Origin of the sequence: Hymenobacter jeongseonensis (assembly GCF_015694725.1) — a bacterium.
Taxonomy (GTDB): Bacteria; Bacteroidota; Bacteroidia; order Cytophagales; family Hymenobacteraceae; genus Hymenobacter; species Hymenobacter jeongseonensis.
On sequence record NZ_JADQDQ010000004.1, the window covers coordinates 231,432 to 252,911 of the forward strand.

General features: G+C 60.3%; 18 protein-coding genes and 1 pseudogene. 5 read left to right on the forward strand and 14 right to left on the reverse strand.

Features of this window, described 5'->3' with window-relative positions; translation table 11 throughout:
- Positions 1-46: 46 nt before the first annotated feature.
- Positions 47-2,851, reverse strand: coding sequence for a TonB-dependent receptor (locus I2I05_RS10525; protein ID WP_196282210.1), 2,805 nt, complete (start codon positions 2,849-2,851; stop codon positions 47-49).
- A 7-nt stretch (positions 2,852-2,858) separates the two neighbouring features.
- The gene (locus tag I2I05_RS10530) at positions 2,859-3,659 is read right to left on the reverse strand and encodes a GLPGLI family protein (protein ID WP_196282211.1); all 801 of its coding nucleotides are present in this window, start codon (positions 3,657-3,659) and stop codon (positions 2,859-2,861) included.
- Between the two features lie 149 nt (positions 3,660-3,808).
- On the opposite strand from I2I05_RS10530, the gene I2I05_RS10535 reads away from it, so the two are divergent.
- Together I2I05_RS10535 and I2I05_RS10540 are read left to right on the forward strand one after the other, a co-directional pair.
- Entirely contained in the window at positions 3,809-5,263 is a 1,455-nt protein-coding gene (locus I2I05_RS10535) for a sensor histidine kinase (RefSeq protein WP_196282212.1), read from the forward strand.
- 12 nt (positions 5,264-5,275) lie between these two features.
- Positions 5,276-5,953, forward strand: coding sequence for a response regulator transcription factor (locus I2I05_RS10540; RefSeq protein WP_196282213.1), 678 nt, complete (start codon positions 5,276-5,278; stop codon positions 5,951-5,953).
- A gap of 17 nt (positions 5,954-5,970) precedes the next feature.
- Here I2I05_RS10540 and I2I05_RS10545 read toward each other — a convergent pair whose 3' ends face one another.
- Complete coding sequence (locus I2I05_RS10545) at positions 5,971-6,591, reverse strand: MarC family protein (RefSeq protein ID WP_196282214.1); 621 nt, start codon at positions 6,589-6,591, stop codon at positions 5,971-5,973.
- Positions 6,592-6,707: 116 nt separating this feature from the next.
- Between I2I05_RS10545 and purE the strand changes: the two genes are divergently transcribed.
- Entirely contained in the window at positions 6,708-7,280 is a 573-nt protein-coding gene (gene purE, locus I2I05_RS10550; RefSeq protein ID WP_196282215.1) for a 5-(carboxyamino)imidazole ribonucleotide mutase, read from the forward strand.
- Between the two features lie 29 nt (positions 7,281-7,309).
- On the forward strand, positions 7,310-8,422 hold the full coding sequence (locus tag I2I05_RS10555; protein ID WP_196282216.1) for an endonuclease/exonuclease/phosphatase family protein: 1,113 nt from the start codon (positions 7,310-7,312) through the stop codon (positions 8,420-8,422).
- Positions 8,423-8,425: 3 nt separating this feature from the next.
- On the opposite strand, the gene I2I05_RS10560 is transcribed toward I2I05_RS10555, so the two are convergent.
- The 11 genes and pseudogenes from I2I05_RS10560 to fabG form a co-directional block, all read right to left on the reverse strand.
- The gene (locus tag I2I05_RS10560) at positions 8,426-9,100 is read right to left on the reverse strand and encodes a hypothetical protein (protein ID WP_196282217.1); all 675 of its coding nucleotides are present in this window, start codon (positions 9,098-9,100) and stop codon (positions 8,426-8,428) included.
- A gap of 118 nt (positions 9,101-9,218) precedes the next feature.
- Complete coding sequence (locus I2I05_RS10565) at positions 9,219-9,881, reverse strand: hypothetical protein (protein WP_196282218.1); 663 nt, start codon at positions 9,879-9,881, stop codon at positions 9,219-9,221.
- 143 nt (positions 9,882-10,024) lie between these two features.
- On the reverse strand, positions 10,025-11,968 hold the full coding sequence (dnaK, locus tag I2I05_RS10570) for a molecular chaperone DnaK (RefSeq protein WP_196282219.1): 1,944 nt from the start codon (positions 11,966-11,968) through the stop codon (positions 10,025-10,027).
- A gap of 308 nt (positions 11,969-12,276) precedes the next feature.
- Positions 12,277-12,633, reverse strand: a pseudogene (locus I2I05_RS21900) (immunity 8 family protein).
- A 90-nt stretch (positions 12,634-12,723) separates the two neighbouring features.
- The gene (locus I2I05_RS10585) at positions 12,724-13,725 is read right to left on the reverse strand and encodes an alpha/beta hydrolase (RefSeq protein WP_196282222.1); all 1,002 of its coding nucleotides are present in this window, start codon (positions 13,723-13,725) and stop codon (positions 12,724-12,726) included.
- Between the two features lie 58 nt (positions 13,726-13,783).
- Positions 13,784-14,440 (reverse strand): pseudouridine synthase, encoded by a 657-nt coding sequence (locus I2I05_RS10590; RefSeq protein ID WP_196282223.1) that lies wholly within the window; start codon positions 14,438-14,440, stop codon positions 13,784-13,786.
- Between the two features lie 103 nt (positions 14,441-14,543).
- Complete coding sequence (locus I2I05_RS10595; protein WP_230688272.1) at positions 14,544-15,665, reverse strand: MBL fold metallo-hydrolase; 1,122 nt, start codon at positions 15,663-15,665, stop codon at positions 14,544-14,546.
- A 4-nt stretch (positions 15,666-15,669) separates the two neighbouring features.
- Positions 15,670-16,344, reverse strand: coding sequence for an NAD-dependent epimerase/dehydratase family protein (locus I2I05_RS10600; protein ID WP_196282224.1), 675 nt, complete (start codon positions 16,342-16,344; stop codon positions 15,670-15,672).
- A gap of 196 nt (positions 16,345-16,540) precedes the next feature.
- Positions 16,541-18,622 carry a VWA domain-containing protein gene (locus I2I05_RS10605; protein WP_230688273.1) on the reverse strand — a complete coding sequence of 694 codons (2,082 nt, stop codon included), beginning with the start codon at positions 18,620-18,622 and terminating at the stop codon, positions 16,541-16,543.
- 63 nt (positions 18,623-18,685) lie between these two features.
- On the reverse strand, positions 18,686-19,171 hold the full coding sequence (locus I2I05_RS10610) for a YiiX family permuted papain-like enzyme (RefSeq protein ID WP_317192345.1): 486 nt from the start codon (positions 19,169-19,171) through the stop codon (positions 18,686-18,688).
- Between the two features lie 209 nt (positions 19,172-19,380).
- The gene (fabG, locus tag I2I05_RS10615; RefSeq protein WP_196282225.1) at positions 19,381-20,130 is read right to left on the reverse strand and encodes a 3-oxoacyl-[acyl-carrier-protein] reductase; all 750 of its coding nucleotides are present in this window, start codon (positions 20,128-20,130) and stop codon (positions 19,381-19,383) included.
- A 99-nt stretch (positions 20,131-20,229) separates the two neighbouring features.
- Here fabG and I2I05_RS10620 point away from each other — a divergent pair, with 99 nt between their 5' ends.
- Positions 20,230-21,471, forward strand: a complete 1,242-nt coding sequence (locus I2I05_RS10620) for an NAD(P)/FAD-dependent oxidoreductase (RefSeq protein WP_196282226.1) — start codon at positions 20,230-20,232, stop codon at positions 21,469-21,471.
- Positions 21,472-21,480: the final 9 nt, after the last annotated feature.

The window sequence follows — 21,480 nt, forward strand, 5'->3', positions numbered from 1 at the left end:
AAGGAAATCGAACGGTCGTCATGCTTCGCTATGCGCTGCATGACCGTTACTTTCCAAACTGGCGCAAATTGTACGTGAGGCTGAGGAGGAAATACTGCTGCAAAATGCGGCTTCGCACGTCTTCCACGTAGGTTTCGGTGGTGTTTCGAACCACGCTGCGGTTCTGGTTCAGCACGTCGTTGGCCTGGAGCTTAAGTTCGCCCTGCTTGTTGGCAAAAAACTGCCGGGCGAGGCCAATATTCCAGAGCACGATGCGCTGGTTGAAGCCGGCGGCGCGGCCGGTGTTGTTGCTGTACCACACATCGGAGGTGAGCACGAAGCGGGCCGGCAGCTGGTAAAACACGTCGGCTGTGATGGTTTGGGTGAGGAACGCGGCATTTTGCTCGGGAAGGCGCGAGTAGGTGGCGTTTTGGTAGGTCACGTTGCCGCTGAGGCTGAACTCCAGCTTTTCATTAAAGGCCGAGTTGGCGCTGGCGCCCTGGCCAAAGCTCCAGGTGCGGCCGGTGTTGGGCAGCCCGTTTACCAGGCTGGGCGTTTTCACGAAGCTGGCGTTGGTGGTCAGGTTGAGGTTGATTTTGTGGGTAGCCAGGCGCTGGCCGAGCGACAGAAACCCGGTGAGGCTGTAGAATCCGTCGGCATTCACGGGCCGGGTGGTTTGCACGCCGCGGGCGTTGAAGTCCGTGGCGGATACTATTCGGTCATCGACGCGGCTGCCGTTGAGCAACCCAAACACGCTGCGGTTGGTGGCCGCGTTGAACTGCGAGTAAGTGGCTACCAGCGACTGCACGTATTCGGGGCGCAGGGTGGGGTTGCCAATTTGGATGCTGAGCGGGTTGGAATTGTCGCGCACGGGCTGCAGCTGAGTGGCGGTGGGCGCGTTCAGCCGGGTGCGGTAATTGAGGCGCAGCGAGCGGCTGCGGGTGCCCGTGAAGCTAAGCAACGCATTGGGCAACACGCTGGTGAAGCGGCGCTGCACGGTAGTGTCGGCCGAGAGGTTGCGCACCCGCAGGTCGGCTTGTTGCGCATCCAGGCCCACGCCTATGGTGTAGCGCAGGCGGCGCTTTTGCAGGGTGAGGCCGGTCCGATTAGACTGGAACAAGCTGGTGAATTGATTACTGAGACTGGTGTTTAGTAAATCGTACTGGCCGCTGGTCTCGTTGAAATCGGTGGTCAATCGGCTGCCATTGTTGCGCGCATCGGTGAAGGAGTAGTGCGCTTCCAGCTTGTTGCGCAAGGACAGGGGTTCGGTGTATGACATGCTCACCGTATTGTTGCGCACGGGTGTGTTCTGTTCGATACGCTGGTTAAGCTCCTGCGTGGTGGGCGTGCCGGTGGCGTCGAAAAACGTGTTGGTGGCACGGTTGAAAGCGGTGCCGTCCTGGTTGCTGGGGGTGGAGTTCAGGTTGGCCGAAAACGTGCGGCCCTGGCGGACAAACCGGCGCATGAGCAGCGCGTTGCCGCCGCCGTTGGGGTTGCTGGTATTGCCTTCGTAAGCGTTCTGGCCCTGGTTGAGCAGGCGGCCGCCGGCACTGGACTGCTGCCGGTTTTGGCGGGCCAGGTCGTTGGTTTGCCACCAGCCGTAAGGTGTGAGCCGCACCGAAGTCAGCGAATCGAGGGTGTAGTCGAGGCGCAGGTTGAAGCGGTGGCTGGTGGTGGTGCTGCGCGTGAGTTGGGTTTGGTCGGTGAGGAGGGACGGGCCGGTTTCGCCACCATTGACCGGGAGGCCGGCCACGTTTTCGCGCCGCAGTTGCTGGTCGGTGACCACGGTGGCGCGGCTGGCGAGGTAGCTGGTGGCTACTTCGGCGCGCTTGCCCCAGGCGTCCCGGTAGTTCAGGCCCACGGCGCTCGACTCGGTGATGCTGGTGGGCTGGTTGTTGGCGCCGGGTGCATTCTGGCGGCCTACGGCCTGCATCCGCGCCATGCCGCCCCCGCCGCCCGGCCCACCCGGTGGCGGACCAAAATCGCCGACGGAAGGCCCACCGTTGTCCGAAAAGCCTTGCTGGTTGATGTTGTTGGCCTGGGCCAATACCGAAATCTGACGGCCGTTGTTGAAGCGGTTCACGCCCAGGCGGGCCTGGTAGCGGCCATCGGTGCCCACTCCCACGCTGTTGGTGCCGAAGTAGCCCTTGCGCTTGTCGCGCTTGGTGACAAGGTTGAGGGTGCGCTGGCGGTTGCCGTCGTCGATGCCGTTGAAGGCAGATTGGTCGCTCTGCTGGTCGTAGAGCTGCACCTTGTCGATGATGTCGGCGGGGAGGTTGCGGGTGGCCATTTTGGGGTCATCGCCGAAGAACGGTTTGCCGTCCACCAATACGCGGTTCACGGCCTGGCCTTGGGCCCGGATGCTGCCGTCGCGGTCCACTTCCACGCCGGGTAGCTTTTTCAGCAGGGATTCCACGGCGGCGTTGGGCTGGGTTTTGAAGGCTTTAGCGCTGAAATCCAGGGTGTCGCCGTTCACGCTCACTGGGGCGCGCTCCTGGGTCACCACCACTTCGCCCAGCTTTTGGCTGAGCACGCCCAGCTGCAGGGTGCCCATGTCGGGCGTGAGGTCGGTGGCCGTCACGGCCACGGGCAGCAGGCGGGTGCGGTAGCCAAGGGCCGTCACCAGCACCAAGTACTTGCCCACGGCCACGTTGCGCAGGGAAAAGCGCCCGTCGCCGTCCGTGATGCCGAACATGACGTAGCTAGAATCCTTGGCCTGCATCAGCGAAACGGAGGCTTCGCGCACGGCCTTGCCGGTGGTAGAGTCGGTCAAGATACCGCGCACGGTGCCCTGGCCCGGGCGGGTAGGGGCCTGGGCGCGGCCAGCCGAAGCCAAGCCGAGCAGCAGGCTGAAAAACAAGAGAAAGCGCATGGCCGGCCTAGTTGCGGTTGCCGCGCAATCCACCTTCCATCATGCGCTGGCGGAAGTCGGCCATGGCTTTCTCGCGCAGGTCTCTCAGCTCAGCGGGGGTTACTTTTTGCGCCGTGGCGCTGGGCTGGACCTCGGCTTCGGACACGGCTTTTAGGTCGACTTTGGTGGCGCGGTACTGCTCTTGCTCGCTTTCCAGGGCCAGCACCACGCCCTTTTCCGGCGTCAGGTCGCGCACCGGGGAATAGGAAAAGGGCAGGTCGGTGGTGAACCAGACGGTGTAGGTTTCCTTTTTGTAGGGTACCGTGGCTTTGCGACAGGTATAACCCGCTATTTTCTTGGTTTGGTTGGTCACCGTCCAGTTGGCGGGCGCGGCAATGGGCGCGTCGGTGCGGTAGGTGGTGGGGGCGTCGTCCTTCTTCACTGTAAGCACCGTGGTGGTGGTGCGGTTGGCGAGGTCGAGGAAAACGGTTTCTTCGATGGGCCGCGGCAGGCTGGAGACCTGGGGCGCCGAGCCCGGCCCGCCTTCCATGGTGCGGATGATGGCATTGCCGCCCTCGCGCTGTTCTTTGGCATAGTTGCCGGCAAAAACCAGCGTCATGGCAAAGCTGCGCGACTCTGGAATATCGGTGGGGAAATCGGGGCTTCCGGGCTTCACTTGCTGGCCGTTTATTACGACGCGCATTTGGCTGAGGTCGGTGCGCTGGGTGGCTTCGTAACTAATGCGGCCACTGGTTTGGGCCACGGCTGCGCCGGCGGCCAGCAAGCCCAAGGTGAAAGATAGTACTAGGTTTTTTGCAGGGTTTTTCATGGCAATGGGGGAGTTGAATTGAACGCTACAAAGCACCGACATTCATTTGTAAAGTATTGTTATACTGTGTTAAATAGTGTTAACGCGGTAAAAAGAGCCGCATCCGCCCGTACTTTTGTTTGGCCTCATTATCTCAGCTGAATTATTCCATGAAACGTCGCATTCGCTCCATTTTCTGGCTGATGGTGGTGTGCATGGTGGGCATCAACGGGTTCCAGGGCTACTGGCTTTACAATACCTACCAGCTCACGGCCAGCCAGTTTGCCCGCACAGCTCGCGAGGCGCTGGCCAGCGTGGTCCAGCGCCATCAGTTGGATATGGCCCGGCAATACGTTGACCGCAGCCCCGGCAACAAAGACCGGCTCATCGTCTTTCAAAACACCACCGACGACGGCCACTTCGACCGCGTGGTGGTGCGCCAGCGGGCCGATTCGGCCGAATTGGGCCGCCGACTGGTGACGGTGCAGCGCAACGCTTCGCGGGGGCAAGCCCCGCGGTTTCGAGTGAATACGGGCGCGGTCGACACCATGGTGCGCAAGCTCTCCAAGCTGCTGATTAACAACTGGGCCGGTGGCAAGCCGGTGGATATGCGCCAACTGGCCACCGATTATCACGCCGAGTTGCGGTTGCGCGGAGCCGACGCGCCTCTCGTTCTCGACACGCTGAGCATACCCATCCGCAAGGTGGGTGACCGCCTTGGCCAGGCCGACAAAGTGCCTGCGACCCCCGGTTTTAGCGTGCGAACCCCGCCGGTTGCGCTCAATCCGTTTCGCGATTTGTACGTCCGGGCTTCGTTTCAGCCGCCCACCTTTTACATCCTGCGGCAGATGGGAGGGCTGCTGGCCGGCTCGGTGTTGCTGCTGGCCCTCACCACGGGCTGCTTCTGGCTGATGCTAAGCACTATTCTGACGCAGAAGAAGCTGTCGGACGTCAAAAACGATTTCATCAATAACATGACGCACGAACTGAAAACGCCCCTGGCCACGGTGTCGGCGGCAGTGGAAGCGTTGCAAAACTTCGGTGCTTTGAATGACCCGGCCAAGACGCAGGCGTACCTCAGCATCTCGCGCACGGAGCTTCAGCGCCTGTCCGAACTTGTTGAAAAAGTACTGAACATTGCCGTGGACGAGCGGCAGCAGTTGGAGCTGATTACCGAAGCGGTGCAGCCCGCAGAATTGGTGGCCGAGATTGTGGCCCGCCACCAATTGCAGGCTTCCAAGCCCGTGAAGTTCGACGTGCAGGTGGCGCCGGCTATTTCGGTGCAGTTCGACCGCCTGCACATGGGCAACGTCATCAACAACCTCATCGACAACGCCATTAAGTATTCGCGCGAGGCCGTGACCATCACCATTCGGGGCCGGCAGGAGCCCACGGGTTGGCACCTTACCGTGGCCGACGACGGCCCCGGCATCGAGCCCGGCTACCAGGCCGCCATTTTCGACCGCTTTTTCCGGGTGCCCACGGGCAATTTGCACAATGTCAAAGGGTTTGGCCTGGGCTTGTACTACGTGCGGCAGGTGGTGGAGCGCCACGGCGGGCGCATCGATGTGCGCAGCGGCCTGGGCCGGGGCAGCGAATTTGCTCTCTGGATTCCACAGGCTTAATTAAAAAGAACCATGTCCACCGTTCTCCTCATTGAAGACGAACCCTCGCTGGGGCTCATTGTGAAAGATAGCCTGGAAAGCCGGGGCTTTTTTGTGCGGCTGGCCGCCGACGGCGAAGCCGGTTTGCACTTGTTCCGGGAACAATGCCCCGACATTGTGGTGGCCGACGTGATGATGCCCAAGCTCGACGGCTTCTCTTTGGCCGAGCAAATCCGGCGCGAAAACGCGGCCGTGCCCATCTTGTTCCTCACGGCCCGCTCGCAGCCCGCCGACGTGGTGCGCGGCTTCGAGCTCGGCGGCAACGATTACCTCAAAAAGCCTTTTAGCATGGACGAGCTGATTGTGCGCATCAAGGCCCAACTTACACGCCTGCCTGCCGCCGCGGCTGCCCCCGTCGGTCCGCTGGCCATTGGCCGCTACCAGTTCGACTATCCCAAGCAGAAACTGCGCCTGGGCGCCCACGAGGAAGCGCTTACCAACCGCGAAGCGGAACTGCTCAAACGCCTCTACGACCAGCGCAACCAAGTGCTAGAGCGCACAGCCGTGCTGCGGGAATTGTGGGGCGACGACTCGTTTTTCAACGGCCGCAGCCTCGATGTGTTTATCACCCGCCTGCGCCGCTGCCTGAAGGAAGACGCGCAGGTACAAATCGTGAACATCCGCGGAATTGGCTACAAACTCATCGTCTGAAACCAGCGCGGGGGCGGCTAGCGCGTGAGCCCCGGAAACAGGGCGGCAATGGCCGAGGCCAGGAAATTGACTCCGATGGCCAGCGTGATAAAGCCAATGATGCGCGCCATGGCGGCCATGCCCGGCTTGCCGAGCACGCGGGTGAGCCGCAGCGAAAAAAGCAGAATGATGAAAGCGGCCAGCGCCACCAGGGCAAACCCGGCCACGGTCATGGCTTTGTCGACGTAAGTGGGGCGAATCAGGCCGATGCAGATGGCCATGGAACCCGGCCCGGAGAGCATAGGCATAGCCAGGGGCGTGAAGCTGATGTCGTCCTTGTGCTTGCTTTCTTCGAGGGCGGCCGGGCCCACCCGGTCGCGGTTGCCGCCGGGCGTGAGCAATTCAAAGGCCGAGCGCATCAGCAAAATGCCGCCCGCAATGCGCAAGTGCTGGATGTTGATGCCAAAAAAATTAAGAATATATTGCCCGCCGAAAAAAGCCACGCTCAGAATGGCCACCATGTAAATACACGCCCGCAGGGCCGTGCGCGCCCTTTCGGAGGCCCGGTCGTCGGCGGTGAGGGTCAGAAAAACCGGCATTGCCCCGAAGGGATTGACGATGGAGAACAGGGTGGTGAAGGTGGCGAGCAGAACTTCCATAGGACGCAAAGGTATGAGAAGGCACGGGCTGGACGGAAAACCCGTATTTTGCCGCCCCAACGGCGGAGTTTGCTACTTCTCCGTATGCATTCCCGTCCTTCTCCGCTTTGCACCTTATGATTCCTGATTCTTCCGCAGCGGGCTCTTCCTCCGAGCCCGACGATGCCCGCCCCGTCCTTGAAACGCCCTTGGTGGGCATAATTATGGGGTCAAAATCGGATTTGCGCATCATGTCGGCCGCGTCCGACATGCTCCGTCAGTTTGGCATTCCCTTCGAAATCACGCTCGTTTCGCCACACCGTACGCCGCACCGCATGGTGGAATACGCCGAAAACGCCCGCAAGCGCGGCCTGCGGGTGCTCATTGCCGGTGGCGGCGGGGCGGCCCACCTGCCCGGCATGGTAGCGGCCTTCACCACGCTGCCGGTCATTGGTGTGCCCATCAACAGCACGATTTCCATTCAGGGCCTCGACTCCATTTTGAGCATGATTCAGATGCCCAACGGCGTGCCCGTGGCCACCGTTGGCATCGACAGTGCGGCCAATGCCGCGGTGCTGGCCACCCAAATGCTGGCCCTGAACAACGCCCGCCTGGCCGATGCGTTGGAGAAGTACCGGATTACGCTCAAAGACCGGGTCATGCGCACCATTGAGGAATTGCGTAAGGGAGGTTTTCAGGATGACGTCTAACTATTTGTCGCGCATCGATGACTGATTTTATGGCTTTGCTTCTCACCATTGGCCACTGGGTGGTATGGGTGGTGGGGGGAGTGGCACTGGTGGCAACGTTGCTGCCCATTCTGCGCCAAACCGCGTGGTGGATTCGTGCCTTTGATTTTCCGCGTCTTCAAATTGTGGCCGGACTGGCCCTGAGCTTGATTGCCGAGTTGGCGCTGCCCGGCACCTCTGGGTTGGCCCACATTCTTTTCTCAGCGAGCCTGGGCTTGGGAATTGTTTACCAAGCTAGTCGGATTTGGCCCTACACGCCGCTGCACAGCCAGCAGGTAGCCCGGGCCACGCGGCCCGACGACGACAACGACAACCACATCAGCCTGATGGTGGCCAACGTGTTGATGTACAACCGGGACGCTTCGCGGCTGCTGGGCCACGTCAACAACCTACGGCCCGATATTTTACTGGCCCTGGAAACCGACGACTGGTGGCTGAGCCAGCTCGAGCGCATCGAAAAGGACTATCCTTACACCTGCCACGCCCCGCTGCCCAACACCTACGGCATGCTGGTGTTTTCGCGGCTGCCGCTCCGGGAGCCCCAGATTCGCTACATTCTCGACAATGACATTCCTTCCTTTCACGGCTGCGTGGTGCTGCCCAGCGGCGTGGCGGTAAACCTGCATTTCCTGCACCCGAAGCCTCCTGCGCCGCAGGAATCAAAAAGCAGTGCCCCGCGCGACGCGGAATTGCTGGTGGTGGGCAAGGTTATTCACAGGCAGGATGCCCGGCCGACCATTGTGGCCGGCGACCTCAACGACGTGGCCTGGTCCCACACTTCGGAATTATTCCGCCGCATTTCGCGCCTGCTCGACCCGCGCATCGGGCGCGGCCTGCTCCCCACTTTCCACGCCGACCATAAGCTGCTGCGCTGGCCCCTGGACCACGTTTTTCACTCCGCGCACTTTCGCCTCCAGCGCCTAGAGCGGCTCACCCACATCGGCTCCGACCATTTTCCCATCTACATCCGCCTGAGCTACGAGCCCAATGGCTGGCATGAACAAGAAAAAGAGTTGGAACAAGCCGATGCGGGCGACCACCAGGAAGCGGAAGAAAAAATTGAGGAAGGGGTAGCCGAAGCCAACGACCCCAACGCCAACTAGCTGCTAGCGCCGGGCCGAGGCGGCCGGGCGCTTAGCCGTAACCAGTTCAACGGGCATGAAATCGGAGGGCTGCGAAACCCGGCCCGCGGCGTTCACATACGTGGGCCGGATGCGCATAGTCAGGCGTCGTCCGGCACCGGTGAAGTCCGTTAAACCGGCGGCGAAAGCGGCGGGCGTGCTGCCAGCTACCAAGCTATGGGGCACGTTCATGTCCACCTCAATCGGCAGCGTTACAATGGCGCTGGACTCCAACAAGGCACTCGTGCCCGTTACGCCGCTCATTAGCTCACGGCCATCAAGCAGCAGCTTGTAGTCGAGCTGCTTGATTTGCAGATTCAGCGCGCTGGGGTTGCGGGCATACACCCGCATCCGTAGGCGCAGGGGCAATGCGTTGGCTTGCAAAGCCGTTTGCAGCTTTGCCTGCTGGGCCGAGGTCAGGTCCGAGGCTTGGCGCACAAACAGAATGTCTTGCCCCCCCAGCTTGGCCTCGTCCATGAAATTGAGGCGGTATTGAATCTGGTCGTAGGCCTGGTTTTCCTGGGCTTCAACCGAGAGGTTACTCTTTTTGGAGCTGGGGGATTCTTTAACCTGTTCGCTCACACTGCATTGCGTGGTGCCGACGAGCAACGCACCTAAAGCCAAAATGCGAACGGGAAATAAGTAGGGGGTGGATTTCATATGTGATGTGTAGCCGTGAAATAGCTTGGTTCTGGTGGGGGAGGGAAGTGCTAAGGGCCACAATGAGCCTGCTTACGCGAATGCCTTACCAAAAGGTTAAATATAGCAGGGGCCAACGCTACAGCTGACCATCGGTCCCAACAACCTGCCCCAGAATGGACAATAATAAGCCGAAAAGGCCCAGCAGCAAAATACGGAAACCATGCGCCCGGTCGAGGGCCGAAAAAGCCAGAACCTGTGTGCCATCAGGCAAGGGCTTCTTGTGGTTGTGCAGGTGCCAACCAATGAGCATGCCCACTATTCCACCGAAAACGGCGAAAAGGTAGCCCGCCATAATCCAGGCTTTCTGGCTCGGCTCAGGTTTGGCCATTTCGGCTACGCGGTGCCGCCGCAACAGCTGCACGGTATCCGGCGAAACTTCGCGGCCGCGCTGCCGCAGAATGTGCCGGGCCAGGCTCACGTCGTAGCTATTCCACTCATCGGGCTTCACGAGAATATCAAACAGCTCTTCGTCGCTGAAGCTGAATAGGTAATGGTCGGGCGCGGCATGAACTATTAACGCCTCGTTTTCTTCATCCTCCACCTGGTGGGCCCGTTCAAAATCGGCCTGGTGCAAGCGCACCACAAAGCGCGTATCAGTAGCATTGTTGGCCATGCTCACGTCGAAGTCCGGCTTGGCCCAACCCGTTTCTACGGGAAAGCTGTGCCGTTCAAGTAGCTCAAGCAAGGGCTGCGCTACTATTTCTGACGCAAAAGACTGGTAGGGTAGAAATTTATTCATGGACTAAGCTGGGCAATTTACCGCTGGTAAAGTGGCTTTGGAGCTAAGGATACTGGCGGAGCGGCCTAAACGCGGCTAGAAACCACAAAAAAAGGCCGGAAGCTTACGCCTCCGACCTTTTCGCTTACAAGCAACAACTTGAATTATTTGCCGTCAACTTCTTCGTAGTCCACATCGGTGACGTGGTCACCGGCGGGCTGGCCTTGGCCGTTGCCGCCTTGCGGCTGGCCGTCGCCACCGGGGAAGCCCCCACCGGGCTGGCCACCGCCTTCTCCACCGCCAGCGGCGTACATCTCTTGCGAGGCAGCCTGCCAAGCGGCGTTGATGGCCTCCATGGCCGTATCAATACGGGCCAAATCCTTGCTTTCGTGCGCCGATTTGAGGTCGGCCAGTGCGCCTTCGATGGCGGTTTTGTTGCCACCGCTCAGCTTCTCACCGTACTCTTTCAACTGCTTTTCGGTCTGGAAAATCATCGAGTCGGCGGCGTTCACCTTGCTGATGCGCTCGGTTTCGGCTTTGTCCGATTCGGCGTTGGCGGCGGCTTCGTCGCGCATGCGCTTGATGTCGTCCTCGCTCAGGCCGCTGCTGGCTTCGATGCGGATTTTCTGCTCTTTGCCAGTGCCTTTGTCCTTGGCCGTCACGTTCAGGATGCCGTTGGCATCGATGTCGAAGATTACCTCGATTTGCGGTACGCCACGGGGTGCGGGCGGAATGCTGTCGAGGTGGAACTTACCAATGGTGCGGTTCTGGTTGGCCAGCGGACGCTCGCCTTGCAGCACGTGGATTTCTACCGAAGGTTGGTTGTCAGATGCGGTCGAGAACGTCTCCGATTTCTTGGTCGGAATGGTCGTGTTCGACTCGATGAGCTTGGTCATCACCCCGCCCATCGTCTCAATGCCCAGCGACAAGGGAGTTACGTCGAGCAACAACACGTCTTTCACCTCGCCGGTCAATACACCGCCTTGAATAGCAGCACCGATGGCTACTACTTCATCGGGGTTCACGCCTTTCGAAGGCTTCTTGCCGAAGAACTTCTCCACTTCCTCTTGGATGCGGGGAATGCGAGTCGAGCCACCCACGAGGATAACCTCGTTGATGTCGGAAGTCGACAAGCCAGCGTCCTGCAGGGCCTTTTTCACGGGCTCCATCGAGCGGCGCACGAGGTCGTCGGCGAGTTGCTCGAATTTGGCGCGGCTCAGTTTCACCACCAGGTGTTTGGGGCCCGAGGCCGTGGCGGTGATGTAGGGCAGGTTGATTTCGGTTTCGGTCGAGCTGGAAAGCTCTACTTTGGCTTTTTCCGAAGCTTCTTTCAGGCGCTGGAGGGCCATGGGGTCCTTGCGGAGGTCGAGGCCTTCGTTTTCGCTGCTGAACTGGTCGGCGAGGAAGTTGATGATAACCTGGTCGAAGTCGTCGCCGCCGAGGTGGGTGTCACCGTTGGTGCTCAGTACTTCAAACACGCCGTCGCCGAGTTCCAAGATGGAGATATCGAACGTGCCACCGCCGAGGTCATACACGGCGATTTTCTGGTCTTTGTGCTTCTTGTCGAGGCCGTAGGCCAGGGCAGCGGCGGTAGGCTCGTTGATGATGCGCTTCACGTCGAGGCCGGCGATAGCACCTGCCTCTTTGGTGGCTTGGCGCTGGGCGTCGTTGAAGTAAGCAGGCACCGTGATAACGGCTTCGGTCACGGGCTGGCCGAGGTAATCCTCAGCGGTCTGCTTCATTTTCTGCAGAATCATGGCCGAAATCTCCTGCGGCGTGTAGTTACGGTCACCGATTTTCACGGCTACGGTGTTGTTAGCACCGGCTACTACTTGGTAGGAAACGTGCTTCTGCTCGGCGGTCACTTCATTGAAGTGGCGGCCCATGAAGCGTTTGATGCTGGCAATGGTATTCTGGGGGTTAGTAATGGCCTGGCGCTTGGCAGGGTCGCCCACCTTGCGCTCGCCCTTGCCCCCGTCGAGAAATGCGACGATGCTGGGGGTGGTGCGGCGGCCTTCGCTGTTGGGAATTACAACGGGTTCGTTGCCTTCCATTACGGCCACGCACGAGTTGGTGGTGCCGAGGTCAATGCCGATTATTTTGCCCATGATAGGGGGTGTGTTGGTTAGGAGTGGAATTTGTCAGGTTTGAAGCCGCGTTGCCGCCGCTATCGGGGGATTACAAGCAACGTACCAGCGTCTATTTGGTGACAGATTGTCACCGAATCCGGTCAAGGGCCGGGGTTCGGTGACGTGGTGGCTTGATTTGTTTTGGGTGGCGGGGGATTTCCTGACAAGGGTGCAGAAAGGTGCCGAGAACAACAGCAGTCCTTTATTGCTATACCTGCTGAACCTGGCTAAATCTATTTCTTAGAACCACAATCAATAAAGCACCTTGGATAGCAAAATGAGGGTAATCAAGACCGATAGTCTTCAAATTCCCATCGGGCAATTTGGCCTATCTTCTGGGCAAGTTGTTCCCATGTTTCGGCCTCCAGCGAGTTAACGTACTTTGTCAATAGGGCAAGGATACTAGCGAAATCGTATTCTTTTACCAGAAGGTAATGGCGGAGCAAGTATCACTTTTCCCCCGGATACTGATTCCGCAGGAACTCCGGTGTCACCACCGTGATTTCAAAGTTGTCAACTCCGGTACTACCCTCTTCGCCAATGGCTAAGGTGAGGGAGAACGCAAATAACTCCGGGTCCTCTGGGTAATACGTGCGAAAGTCTTCGATTTCATTGGAATCGTAGCTTTTAATTGTTGCGCGCATCGGAATGGGCAGGTTGAAAGGTGCTGCTAAACGTTTACAATAACTGTAGAGATGGTTCGAAGGCGCTCAGCATGACGTCCCGTGACCTATTCAGCGGCTCAGAAACGCCCGCGTCTGCTGCTGCCAATCGGCCGAGTAGCGCTTCCAGTACGGCTCGTGGCCCACGCCGGGGAAGTCGTGGCGAGCTTTGGGGCCGGCGAGGTGGGCGAAGATGGCATCGGTTTCGGCACGGGTGACGCGCGGGTCGGCGGTGCCCCAGAGCAGGAGGGTGGGCGTGCGGATTTGGCTGGCGTAGTGCTCGGCGTTGAGGCCAAAAGCCCAGAACCCATTTTGCACGCCGCCCCAGAACACCAGCAAATCAGTCATCGGGAAACCGGGGACGTGCATGGATTCGAAGCGGTTGTACGCCGTTTGGCGCATGTTGCCGTAGGGGCATTCGAGAATGTTCGCGGTGGGGCGGATGCCTAGCTCGGCCTCGGCGCGTAGGATGGCTACGGCGCCCATGCTCACGCCGTAGAGGATTACCTCAGGCATCGAAACCACACCTCCGGCCCCGCTCCCGGGGAGCGGGGAGTCCGACGCCATTGGTAAATCCTTTATCCAGTGAAATACTGCTGCCACGTCGTCGGCCTCGCGGTAGCCCACCGTAGTTTGGAAACCAGCCGAGTTGCCGTTGCCGGCCTGGTCCACGAGCAGCACATTGTAGCCGAGGTGGCGGAAGTAGCCGGCTTCGTGGGTGAGGTGCGACTTGCTGCTGGTGTAGCCATGAAACAGGGCCACGGTGCCGCGCACTTGGCCGCTATCGGGGCGGGCGTACCAGGCTTCCAGCGCGCCATTGGGGCTGGCGATGGTTACGGTTTCGACCGGGAAGCTGGGTTTGGCGCCGTTTTGCGGCTTGGGATTGCGGATGCCGGTGAGCAGCAGCCAGAGCTTTTGGCCGGGGCCGAGCTGCTCGGGGTTGGGCGAGTGCAGGCCGGGCTCGTTGGAGAAGTGCGTGAAGCGCCAAGCGTGGAAAAAAGCCACGGCATTGATGGCGGCGAAACCAAGCAGCAAAACCAGCAGCAACTTGGGGAAGCGGGCGCGTTTCTTCAAATCCGGTTGATGTGTGCCAAAACGATGTAAAAACGCCAAGCGGCGCATCCCTTTACCCCTAAGGTTTTAGAGGGCGGCGAGGCGCAACTTGCGGCGCCTTTTCACCCTTCACTGCCACTTTGCGATTCGCGGGGTTCTTGGTAGCCGAAAACTTCGCCTTCAGCTTTTGCGATTCTGCCTGGGTAAGCTCGCGCCACTGGCCGGGGGCTAGTTCGTCAAGCTCCAACTCATCGATGCGGGCACGGATGAGGCGCAGGCAGGGGAGACCAACGGCGGCGCACATCTTGCGCACCTGGCGGTTCATGCCCTGCGAAATGGTGATGGCCAGCCAACTGGTTGGGATGCTGGCACGAAAGCGAATGGGCGTGCTGCGTTCCCACAGCTCGACAGGTTCGGCCATTATTTTGGCCTGGGCAGGAGTGGTGAGGCCGTCCTTTATCTGCACACCGCGCCGCAGTTTCTCCAGGGCTTCTTCCGTCACGGTGCCTTCAACCTGCGCCCAATACGTTTTCGGGACTTTGAACTTAGGGTCGCTCAGGCGGTGCTGCAGGGCTTTGTCGTCGGTGAGCAGGAGCAGGCCCTCGCTGTCAAAATCCAGTCGGCCCACGGGGTACACGCTGGGCACGGGCACAAAATCCTTGAGTGTGGCGCGGCCGTGCTCATCCGTGAACTGAGTGAGAACTTCGTAGGGCTTGTTGACGAGAATGTAGCGCATGATGAGAATGTAGCGTGGACTCTGCGAGTCCGCGCATGGTAGGTTTCGTTCGTGAAACACGCGGACTCGCAGAGTCCCTACCGGGCACGGCCACGCTACTGTTCTACTCCCACCAGCGGGCGCGGGGCAGCTCAGTGCCCAAAGTTACGGGTTCGCCCAGGTGCGGCGTTGTAATGGGTTGCTGCAGGCGCGCGGCCTCGGCGGTCGCGCGGCGTACGGGGTCGTTCCAGGCGTGGTTGGCTTCCGTGAAAGCGGCCCAGTGCACGGGCATCATCACAGCGGCGCGCACGTCGCGGGCGGCTTGCACGCTCTGCTCGGGCATCATGTGAATCTGGGCCCATTGCCGGTCGTACTGGCCGCATTCCATCAACGCCAAATCGAACGGGCCCTGGGTGGCGCCGATGGTGCTGAAATGCGGACCATAGCCCCCATCGCCGCTGTAGAAAACCCGCTTCGTGGCCGATTTCATCACCCAGGAACTCCACATAGTGGAGTTGCGATTGGTGAGGCCTCGACCCGAAAAGTGACGGCTGGGCGTGCACACCACGGTGAGGCCGTCGAACTGGGCTTCGTCGCCCCAATTCATTTCGATGATGCGCTCCGGCGCCACGCCCCACGCCCGCAGGTGCGGGCCAATGCCCAGCGGCACGTAAAAGTGCGCCACCTTGTCCTTGATGCGCCGAATGGTTTGGTAGTCGAGGTGGTCGTAGTGGTCGTGCGAAATCAGCACGGCGTCAATGGGCGGCAGCTTTTCGGCGCTGATGGGCAGGTTGGGGTTGTAGCGGTTGGGCGTGGCCCAGTTCACCGGGCCCATTTCTATGCTGAGCATGGGGTCGAGCAAAATATTCTTACCCGCCAGCTCCACCAAACTGGCCGAGTGTCCGAACCACGTCACGCGCACGAGGTCGGGCGTTTTTTTGGTGATGGCCAGCGAATCGAGCGGCTGCATGGGCAGCGGGCCTGCGGGCGTAGCATGTGGGTCTTTGCGAAAAAGGAATTTCCACAAAATGCCCAAGGTGCTGCCTTCCGTTAGCTCTTCCGTTGGCACGAGGTTCACAAATTCCCCGTCTTGGTAATGGCCCGATTTCTCATATACAGCCACGTCGGCTTTGCTCGGCTTGCCGCCAAATTGCGGACTAAGCCCGGTAAACGCCGCTACTGCGACGAGTGCGCCGACAATGATGCTGCCCGATGCCATAAAAAAGGATTTTGACGTTTTGCTCATACACCTACGCAGCCACTTTGCCGTGGGCCAGGGCCACGATGTCGCGCACTTCCAGCACCGGTTTGGGGTAGCCTACTTGCACTGCTTTAATCATGGCTATGCCCACTTCGGCCATTGTGGAAACGTAATTCGAAGTTAGCCGCCGGGCTATTGGGTAGAGCCAGCTGACGTACTTATATAGGCTCAGAATATTGCGCTGGCCGGGCGTGGCGCGCATAAAGCCCGGCCGGAACATGTAGGCCGCCGAAAAGGGCAGTCGCAGCAAATCGTTTTCGGTGCGGCCTTTGGTGCGGGCCCAGTGGCTGCGGCTTTGCCCGGTGCTGTCGGTGCCCGCGCCGGTCACGTAGCAAAACTTCAGGTCCGGATTGAGGCGCAGCAGGGTGTTGGCCACGGCCAGGGTCGTGTCGTGGGTGATGCGTTCGTATTCGGCTTGGCTAATTCCTAAAGACGAAATACCGGCGCAGTAAAAGCACGCGTTGTAGCCCGTGAGCTGGGGTTCGAGGGCTTCCAGATGCTGGAAATCGGCGGCCAGCACCTCCCGCAGCTTGGGGTGCGTGTAGCCGCTGGGCTTGCGGTTGAGCAGGAGAACGGCTTCCACGTCGGGGTCGCGCAGGCATTCGAGCAGGACGCCTTCGCCCACCATGCCGGTGGCACCGGTAATTATGGCTTTGATTTTCATGTAAGGGCCCGAAAAATTGAGTTCGTGCCCCGGTAATGACGCAACGGGTGCGTTTCTACTTTGAGCGCGGCCCTTTTTTCTTTAAGTGGGCTGTTCACAGCGAAGCATCTTGACTGGTCAGAACAGGCCGTTCAGCCGCGAATAGAAACCAACTCCGTGGGCCCTGACCCATGGCCGACCAGCCCGCCGTCGTCTCCTAAATGCTGCCGGAATACTTCCGCACGGCCCATTCCACCGTCAGAAAGGCCAGAATCACGAAGAAAATCCATTTCAGATTTATCAAATCTTTCAAGTCTTCTTCGGCGGTGATAACGGGCTTGTAGTTGGCCTTCAAAATATCTTGCGCCAGCTTCTCAAACTGCGCCGGGTAGTACAGTTGCGCGCCGCTGCGGCGCGACAATTGAGCCAGTAAATTGTGGTCAGCCCGCGACTCCAACGCCTCCAGCGGCTGCGATTGCACCAGCAGTTCGCCCGCGTCCTGCTGCGCCTGGCCGCCGAGAGTGGCGCGGGCTTGGTAACGGTAGAGGCCCGCCGGAAGTGGCCCTAGGCGGAGCGGAGACCCATCCTCGGGATTGGCCAGGCTGAAGCGCCGCACTTTCTTTTGTTCGTCGGTGAGGGTGAGGTCGATTTTCTGGTTGTACAGGCGCTCAAACACGGCGTTGTAGGTTTCGGCGCCCAGCGTCACGTCGTCTTGCGTGCCGAAGCTTTCCTGCGTAGGGTACACGTCGAGGCGCTTCTTGTTGGCATTTTGGGTGAGAAGCTGCAGCGTGCGAATTATCAGCCGGTCGTAGGCCTCGGCCTTCTCGTCGTGCTCCACGGCTTCGCTCAGGCGCCACTGCCAGCTGCCATCGGTGAGGAGCGTGCCCTGGCGGCGCTCGGCTGGCCCCCCGAAAACCAGCAGCGGTTTTTGGGTAGAAATCCGGCCCACCTGCTGCCACAGCGCCGCTTCGGCCCCCGGTCCCAGGCGGTAATCGCCAAACGGCACGGGGCTGGGCGGGTAAGCCGCGTAGCGACGGGCTGTTTCTTCGTCGGTGGCAAAACGGGCAAATCCGGGGTTTGGCCGCGGCGTCACTTCATCGGTTTGCGAACCGCGGGCCTGAATGGTGAGGCCCGTACCCAGTTGGTTATAAGCTGATAAGTCGGACTGCGCCCCGATTATGTAGAGGGCCGGTGTGCGCTTGGCCTTCACCTGCGCCAGGATGTCGTTGCCGAGCCCGCCTTGCGCTGGCAGCTGATGCAGAATGGCCACATCGAAATCGGCCCCGGCCCGGAGCGGGGCCACGCCCGGCAGGGCCAGCGTCAGGTCGAAGTTGTCGTTGGCCAGAATGGCGGCGCGCAGGGCCTTCAAGTCGGGGTGGGGCGCGGCCCCCGCCAGCAGCACGCGCAGCTTGCCTTTCACAATTTCGATGAAGGCGGTGCGGGCGTTATTCAGCTCGGTAAATTCGCCAGGCTGCGGCACTACCCGAACTTCGTAGCGGCGTTTGCCGGGGGCTGGCGCCGTGATTTGGAAGGAAACCTTTGCCCGGCGGCGACCGACTGGCAGCGCCACGCGGCGGCTGTCGAGCACCCGGTTGCCCTCGCGTAGCTCTACCGTGGCCGTGCCGCCCGCGTAGCCCTCAAAGCCCAATTCGGCATCCACGGGAAACCGGTTGCCGCTGAAGGCCAACCGGTTGTAGGTAAGGCCGGTGAGGCGAAGGTCGCGTTTGGGCACCGTGTCGCCCACTGCCACGCTGTAAATGGGAAAGCTATAGTCGGAGTAGCCGGGGCTGCGGCCCTGGTTTACCAAGCCGTCGCTCACGAGCACCACGCCGGCCAGGTTACGGTCGTTGTACGCAGTGCGGGTGCCAGCCAGCAGCTGGTCAATATCGGTGGCGGCAGCGCTAAAGCGGAGTGAGTCGAGGCGAGTCGGGCGGCCCGGCGTCGGCGTAAGCGTGCGGGTTTCGACGGTGAAGCCCTTGCTGCGCAGGGTTTCGGCGAGGCGGGCGAGGTCGGTAGTGGCTTGGCTCAGCACGTTTTTAGGCGTGAAGAGTTCAACCGATTGCGAGTTGTCAACCGCCAACACCACGGTGGGGGGCTCGGTGCGCGTGGTGGTGGTTTTGATGAACGGCGCCAGCAATAAGTAGCACAGAAAGCTGACCACCACGAAGCGCAAAGCCGCCAGCGCGTAGTTCAGATTCTTGCTCCACGGCGCGCTGGCCGAGTATTGCAAGGCAGCATAGCCCGCGCCCACGGCCAGGCAGAGCAGGATAAACCAGGGTGAATATTGAGTGTTCAGCAAACGGAAATCGGATAGAATCAGGCTAAAGGTCGTCACCGGCCGCTAAGGTTGCAGGCTACCGGTTCAGCGGTCGAGCACTGTAACCAGCTCGGGGCTATTAAAGATGCTGACCGGCGAAATTACAGTTTCCGCCAGTGGCAGGTTGTTGCCGTACCGTTCGCGTAGCTTGGCCTGCACCGCGGGATGGCTTAAGTCGAAATCCCGCAGCTGCTGCAGCTCGCCAATTCGTCGGCCCAGGCCGCGTTCATACACCTTCCAGATTAATTCGGAACAATAAATCCGCTCATCCGACCAACCAAAGTACAGGTCGTAGCCGTGGCCCAGCATCGGCCGCCCGGCCGCCTTTAGGCGGGCCAGGGCGGCCGGAGTTAAGGCAGTTTCGGCATCGCGCAGCCGCTTAATAACAAAGTGGCCGTCTTGGCCACGGGCAACCCAATCTGTTAGGAACGTCAGCTTTACGGGTTGCACAGCCTCAAATACCTGCCATTGGCCATCCTTTTGATACAGAATGCCACAGTGGCTCCAAGGCGAATGCGTGGCGAGCTGAATGGCTTGGCTTTACGCCGATTGGGAAGTATGGAAAATTAGGTCGCCGTCGTGGAGTTGGCCGTTTAGCCGCGCAATCGTTGTGGCCGATTGTTGGGCCAGCTGCCAACGTGTAAACCGCTTGGCAAGCCGAGGGTACCCGGCCGCCAACACAATCCCGAAAATCAGCAAAATGGCCAATGCCAGCTACCGCGCATTCTTGTTCACAGTTCCTAGGTCAGCATCCCGCCGTCCACCTGCAGCACTTGGCCACTGATGTAGCTCGAATCGTCCGAGGCCAGAAACGCCGTGGCTTTGGCCACGTCTTCGGGCGTGCCGCCGCGCTTGAGCGGAATGGCCTTGCGCCACTCGTCTACCTGCTTGGGGTCGAGGGCATCGGTCATTTCGGTTTCGATGAAGCCGGGCGCAATGGCGTTGCAGCGGATGTTGCGCGAGCCCAGCTCCAGCGCCACCGATTTGGTGAAGCCGATGATGCCCGCTTTGCTGGCGGCGTAGTTGGCCTGCCCGGCGTTGCCTTTGATGCCCACCACGCTGGTCATGTTGATGATGGAGCCGGCTTTGGCGCGCATCATGGGCTTGGTGGCGGCTTTGGTGAGGTTGAATACGGACTTGAGGTTCACGTTCATCACGTTGTCCCACTGCTGCTCGCTCATGCGCATGAGCAGGCCGTCCTGCGTGATGCCGGCGTTGTTGACGAGGATGTCGAGCTTGCCGAAGTCGGCAATCACGTCCTCAATCAGTTTTTCGGCCTGGGCGTAATCCGAGGCGTCGGAGCGGTAGCCTTTCACCTTGGTGCCCGAAGCGGAAAGCTCGGTTTCCAGCGCCTGGCCTTTTTCGACGGAGGAGAGGTAGGTGAAAGCCACTTGGGCGCCCAGTTGGGCAAAATGTGCCGCGATGGCGCGGCCAATTCCTTTGGAAGCGCCCGTTACGAGGGCCACTTTTCCGGTCAGCGTTTGAGTCATGGGGCGAAGGTAAGTAGCGCGGACTTTCAGTCCGCGCCCGCCTCGTTCTGATTCGCGGACTAAAAGTCCGCGTTACACTGGCCTAACTTCGCCTTCTCTATGCTTCATCACGACATCTGCATTCTGGGCGCGGGCCCGGGCGGGGCCACGGCGGCCCTGCACTTGGCCAACGCCGGCCAATCCTGCTTACTACTTGACCGCGCTGCCTTTCCGCGCGATAAAGTGTGCGGCGACGCCCTCAGCGGCAAGGTGTTGAGCGAACTAAAGCGCATCGACGAGAAGCTGACCGGGCAGCTGGCCGCCGCGCCGATGCAAGTGCCAAGCTGGGGCATCGATTTCTTTGCCCCCAATGGCCGCCGGCTCGCCATTCCCTTCAAACCCAAGTTTGACAAAGCCACCGACCGCGCCGCCGGCCACGTCGCCAAGCGCATCGATTTTGATAATTTTCTGGTGGAAGAAGTGCGCCAGCGCCCCGAAATCGACTTCCGGGAAAACGTGGACGTGGCCCGCACCGAGCGCACCGCCACGGGCTGGCAGCTGCTCGACAAAGCCGGCCAGGAAATCGCCACCTGTCGCATTTTATTAGTAGCCAACGGCGCCCAATCGGAGTTTGCCCGCAAAGTAGCCGGCCACGCCCTGGAGCCAGACCATCATTGTGCGGGCCTGCGCACCTACTACGACGGCGTGACCGGCCTCAGCCCCGATAACTTCATCGAACTGCACTTTATCAAAGATTTTCTGCCCGGTTACCTGTGGGTATTTCCGCTGCCCAACGGCCAGGCCAATGTGGGCGTGGGAATGCTGTCCAAAACCGTTGCAGACAAAAAAATCAACCTTCGCCAGCGGCTTGATGAAATTCTGACCACGCACCCCACGCTGGCCCCGCGCTTTGCGCAGGCCCAGCGTCTGGGGCCCGTGCGGGGGTTTGGCTTGCCGCTTGGCTCGAAGCGCCGGACATTGTCGGGGGCTAACTATATGCTGCTCGGCGATGCGGGCTCACTCATCGACCCGTTCAGTGGCGAGGGAATTTCGCACGCCATGGTGAGCGGCCGCCACGCCGCCATCTGGGCCGAGCAAGCTGTAGCCAAAGCCGATTTTGGCCCGGAGTTCCTCAAGAATTACGACAAAGCTGTGTACAACCGCCTCGGCCAGGAGCTGCGCCTGAGCCGCGTGATGCAACGGTTACTCAACTTCCCCAGCCTGTTCAACATCGTGGCCAACCGCGCCATCAACAACCCCACGCTGGCCGAAACCCTGTCGGCTATGTTCATGGACCTGGACCTGCGCGAGCGGCTGCGCCAGCCAAGCTTTTATTTCAAGCTTCTCTTTGGCAGCAAGTAAGCCGCGACG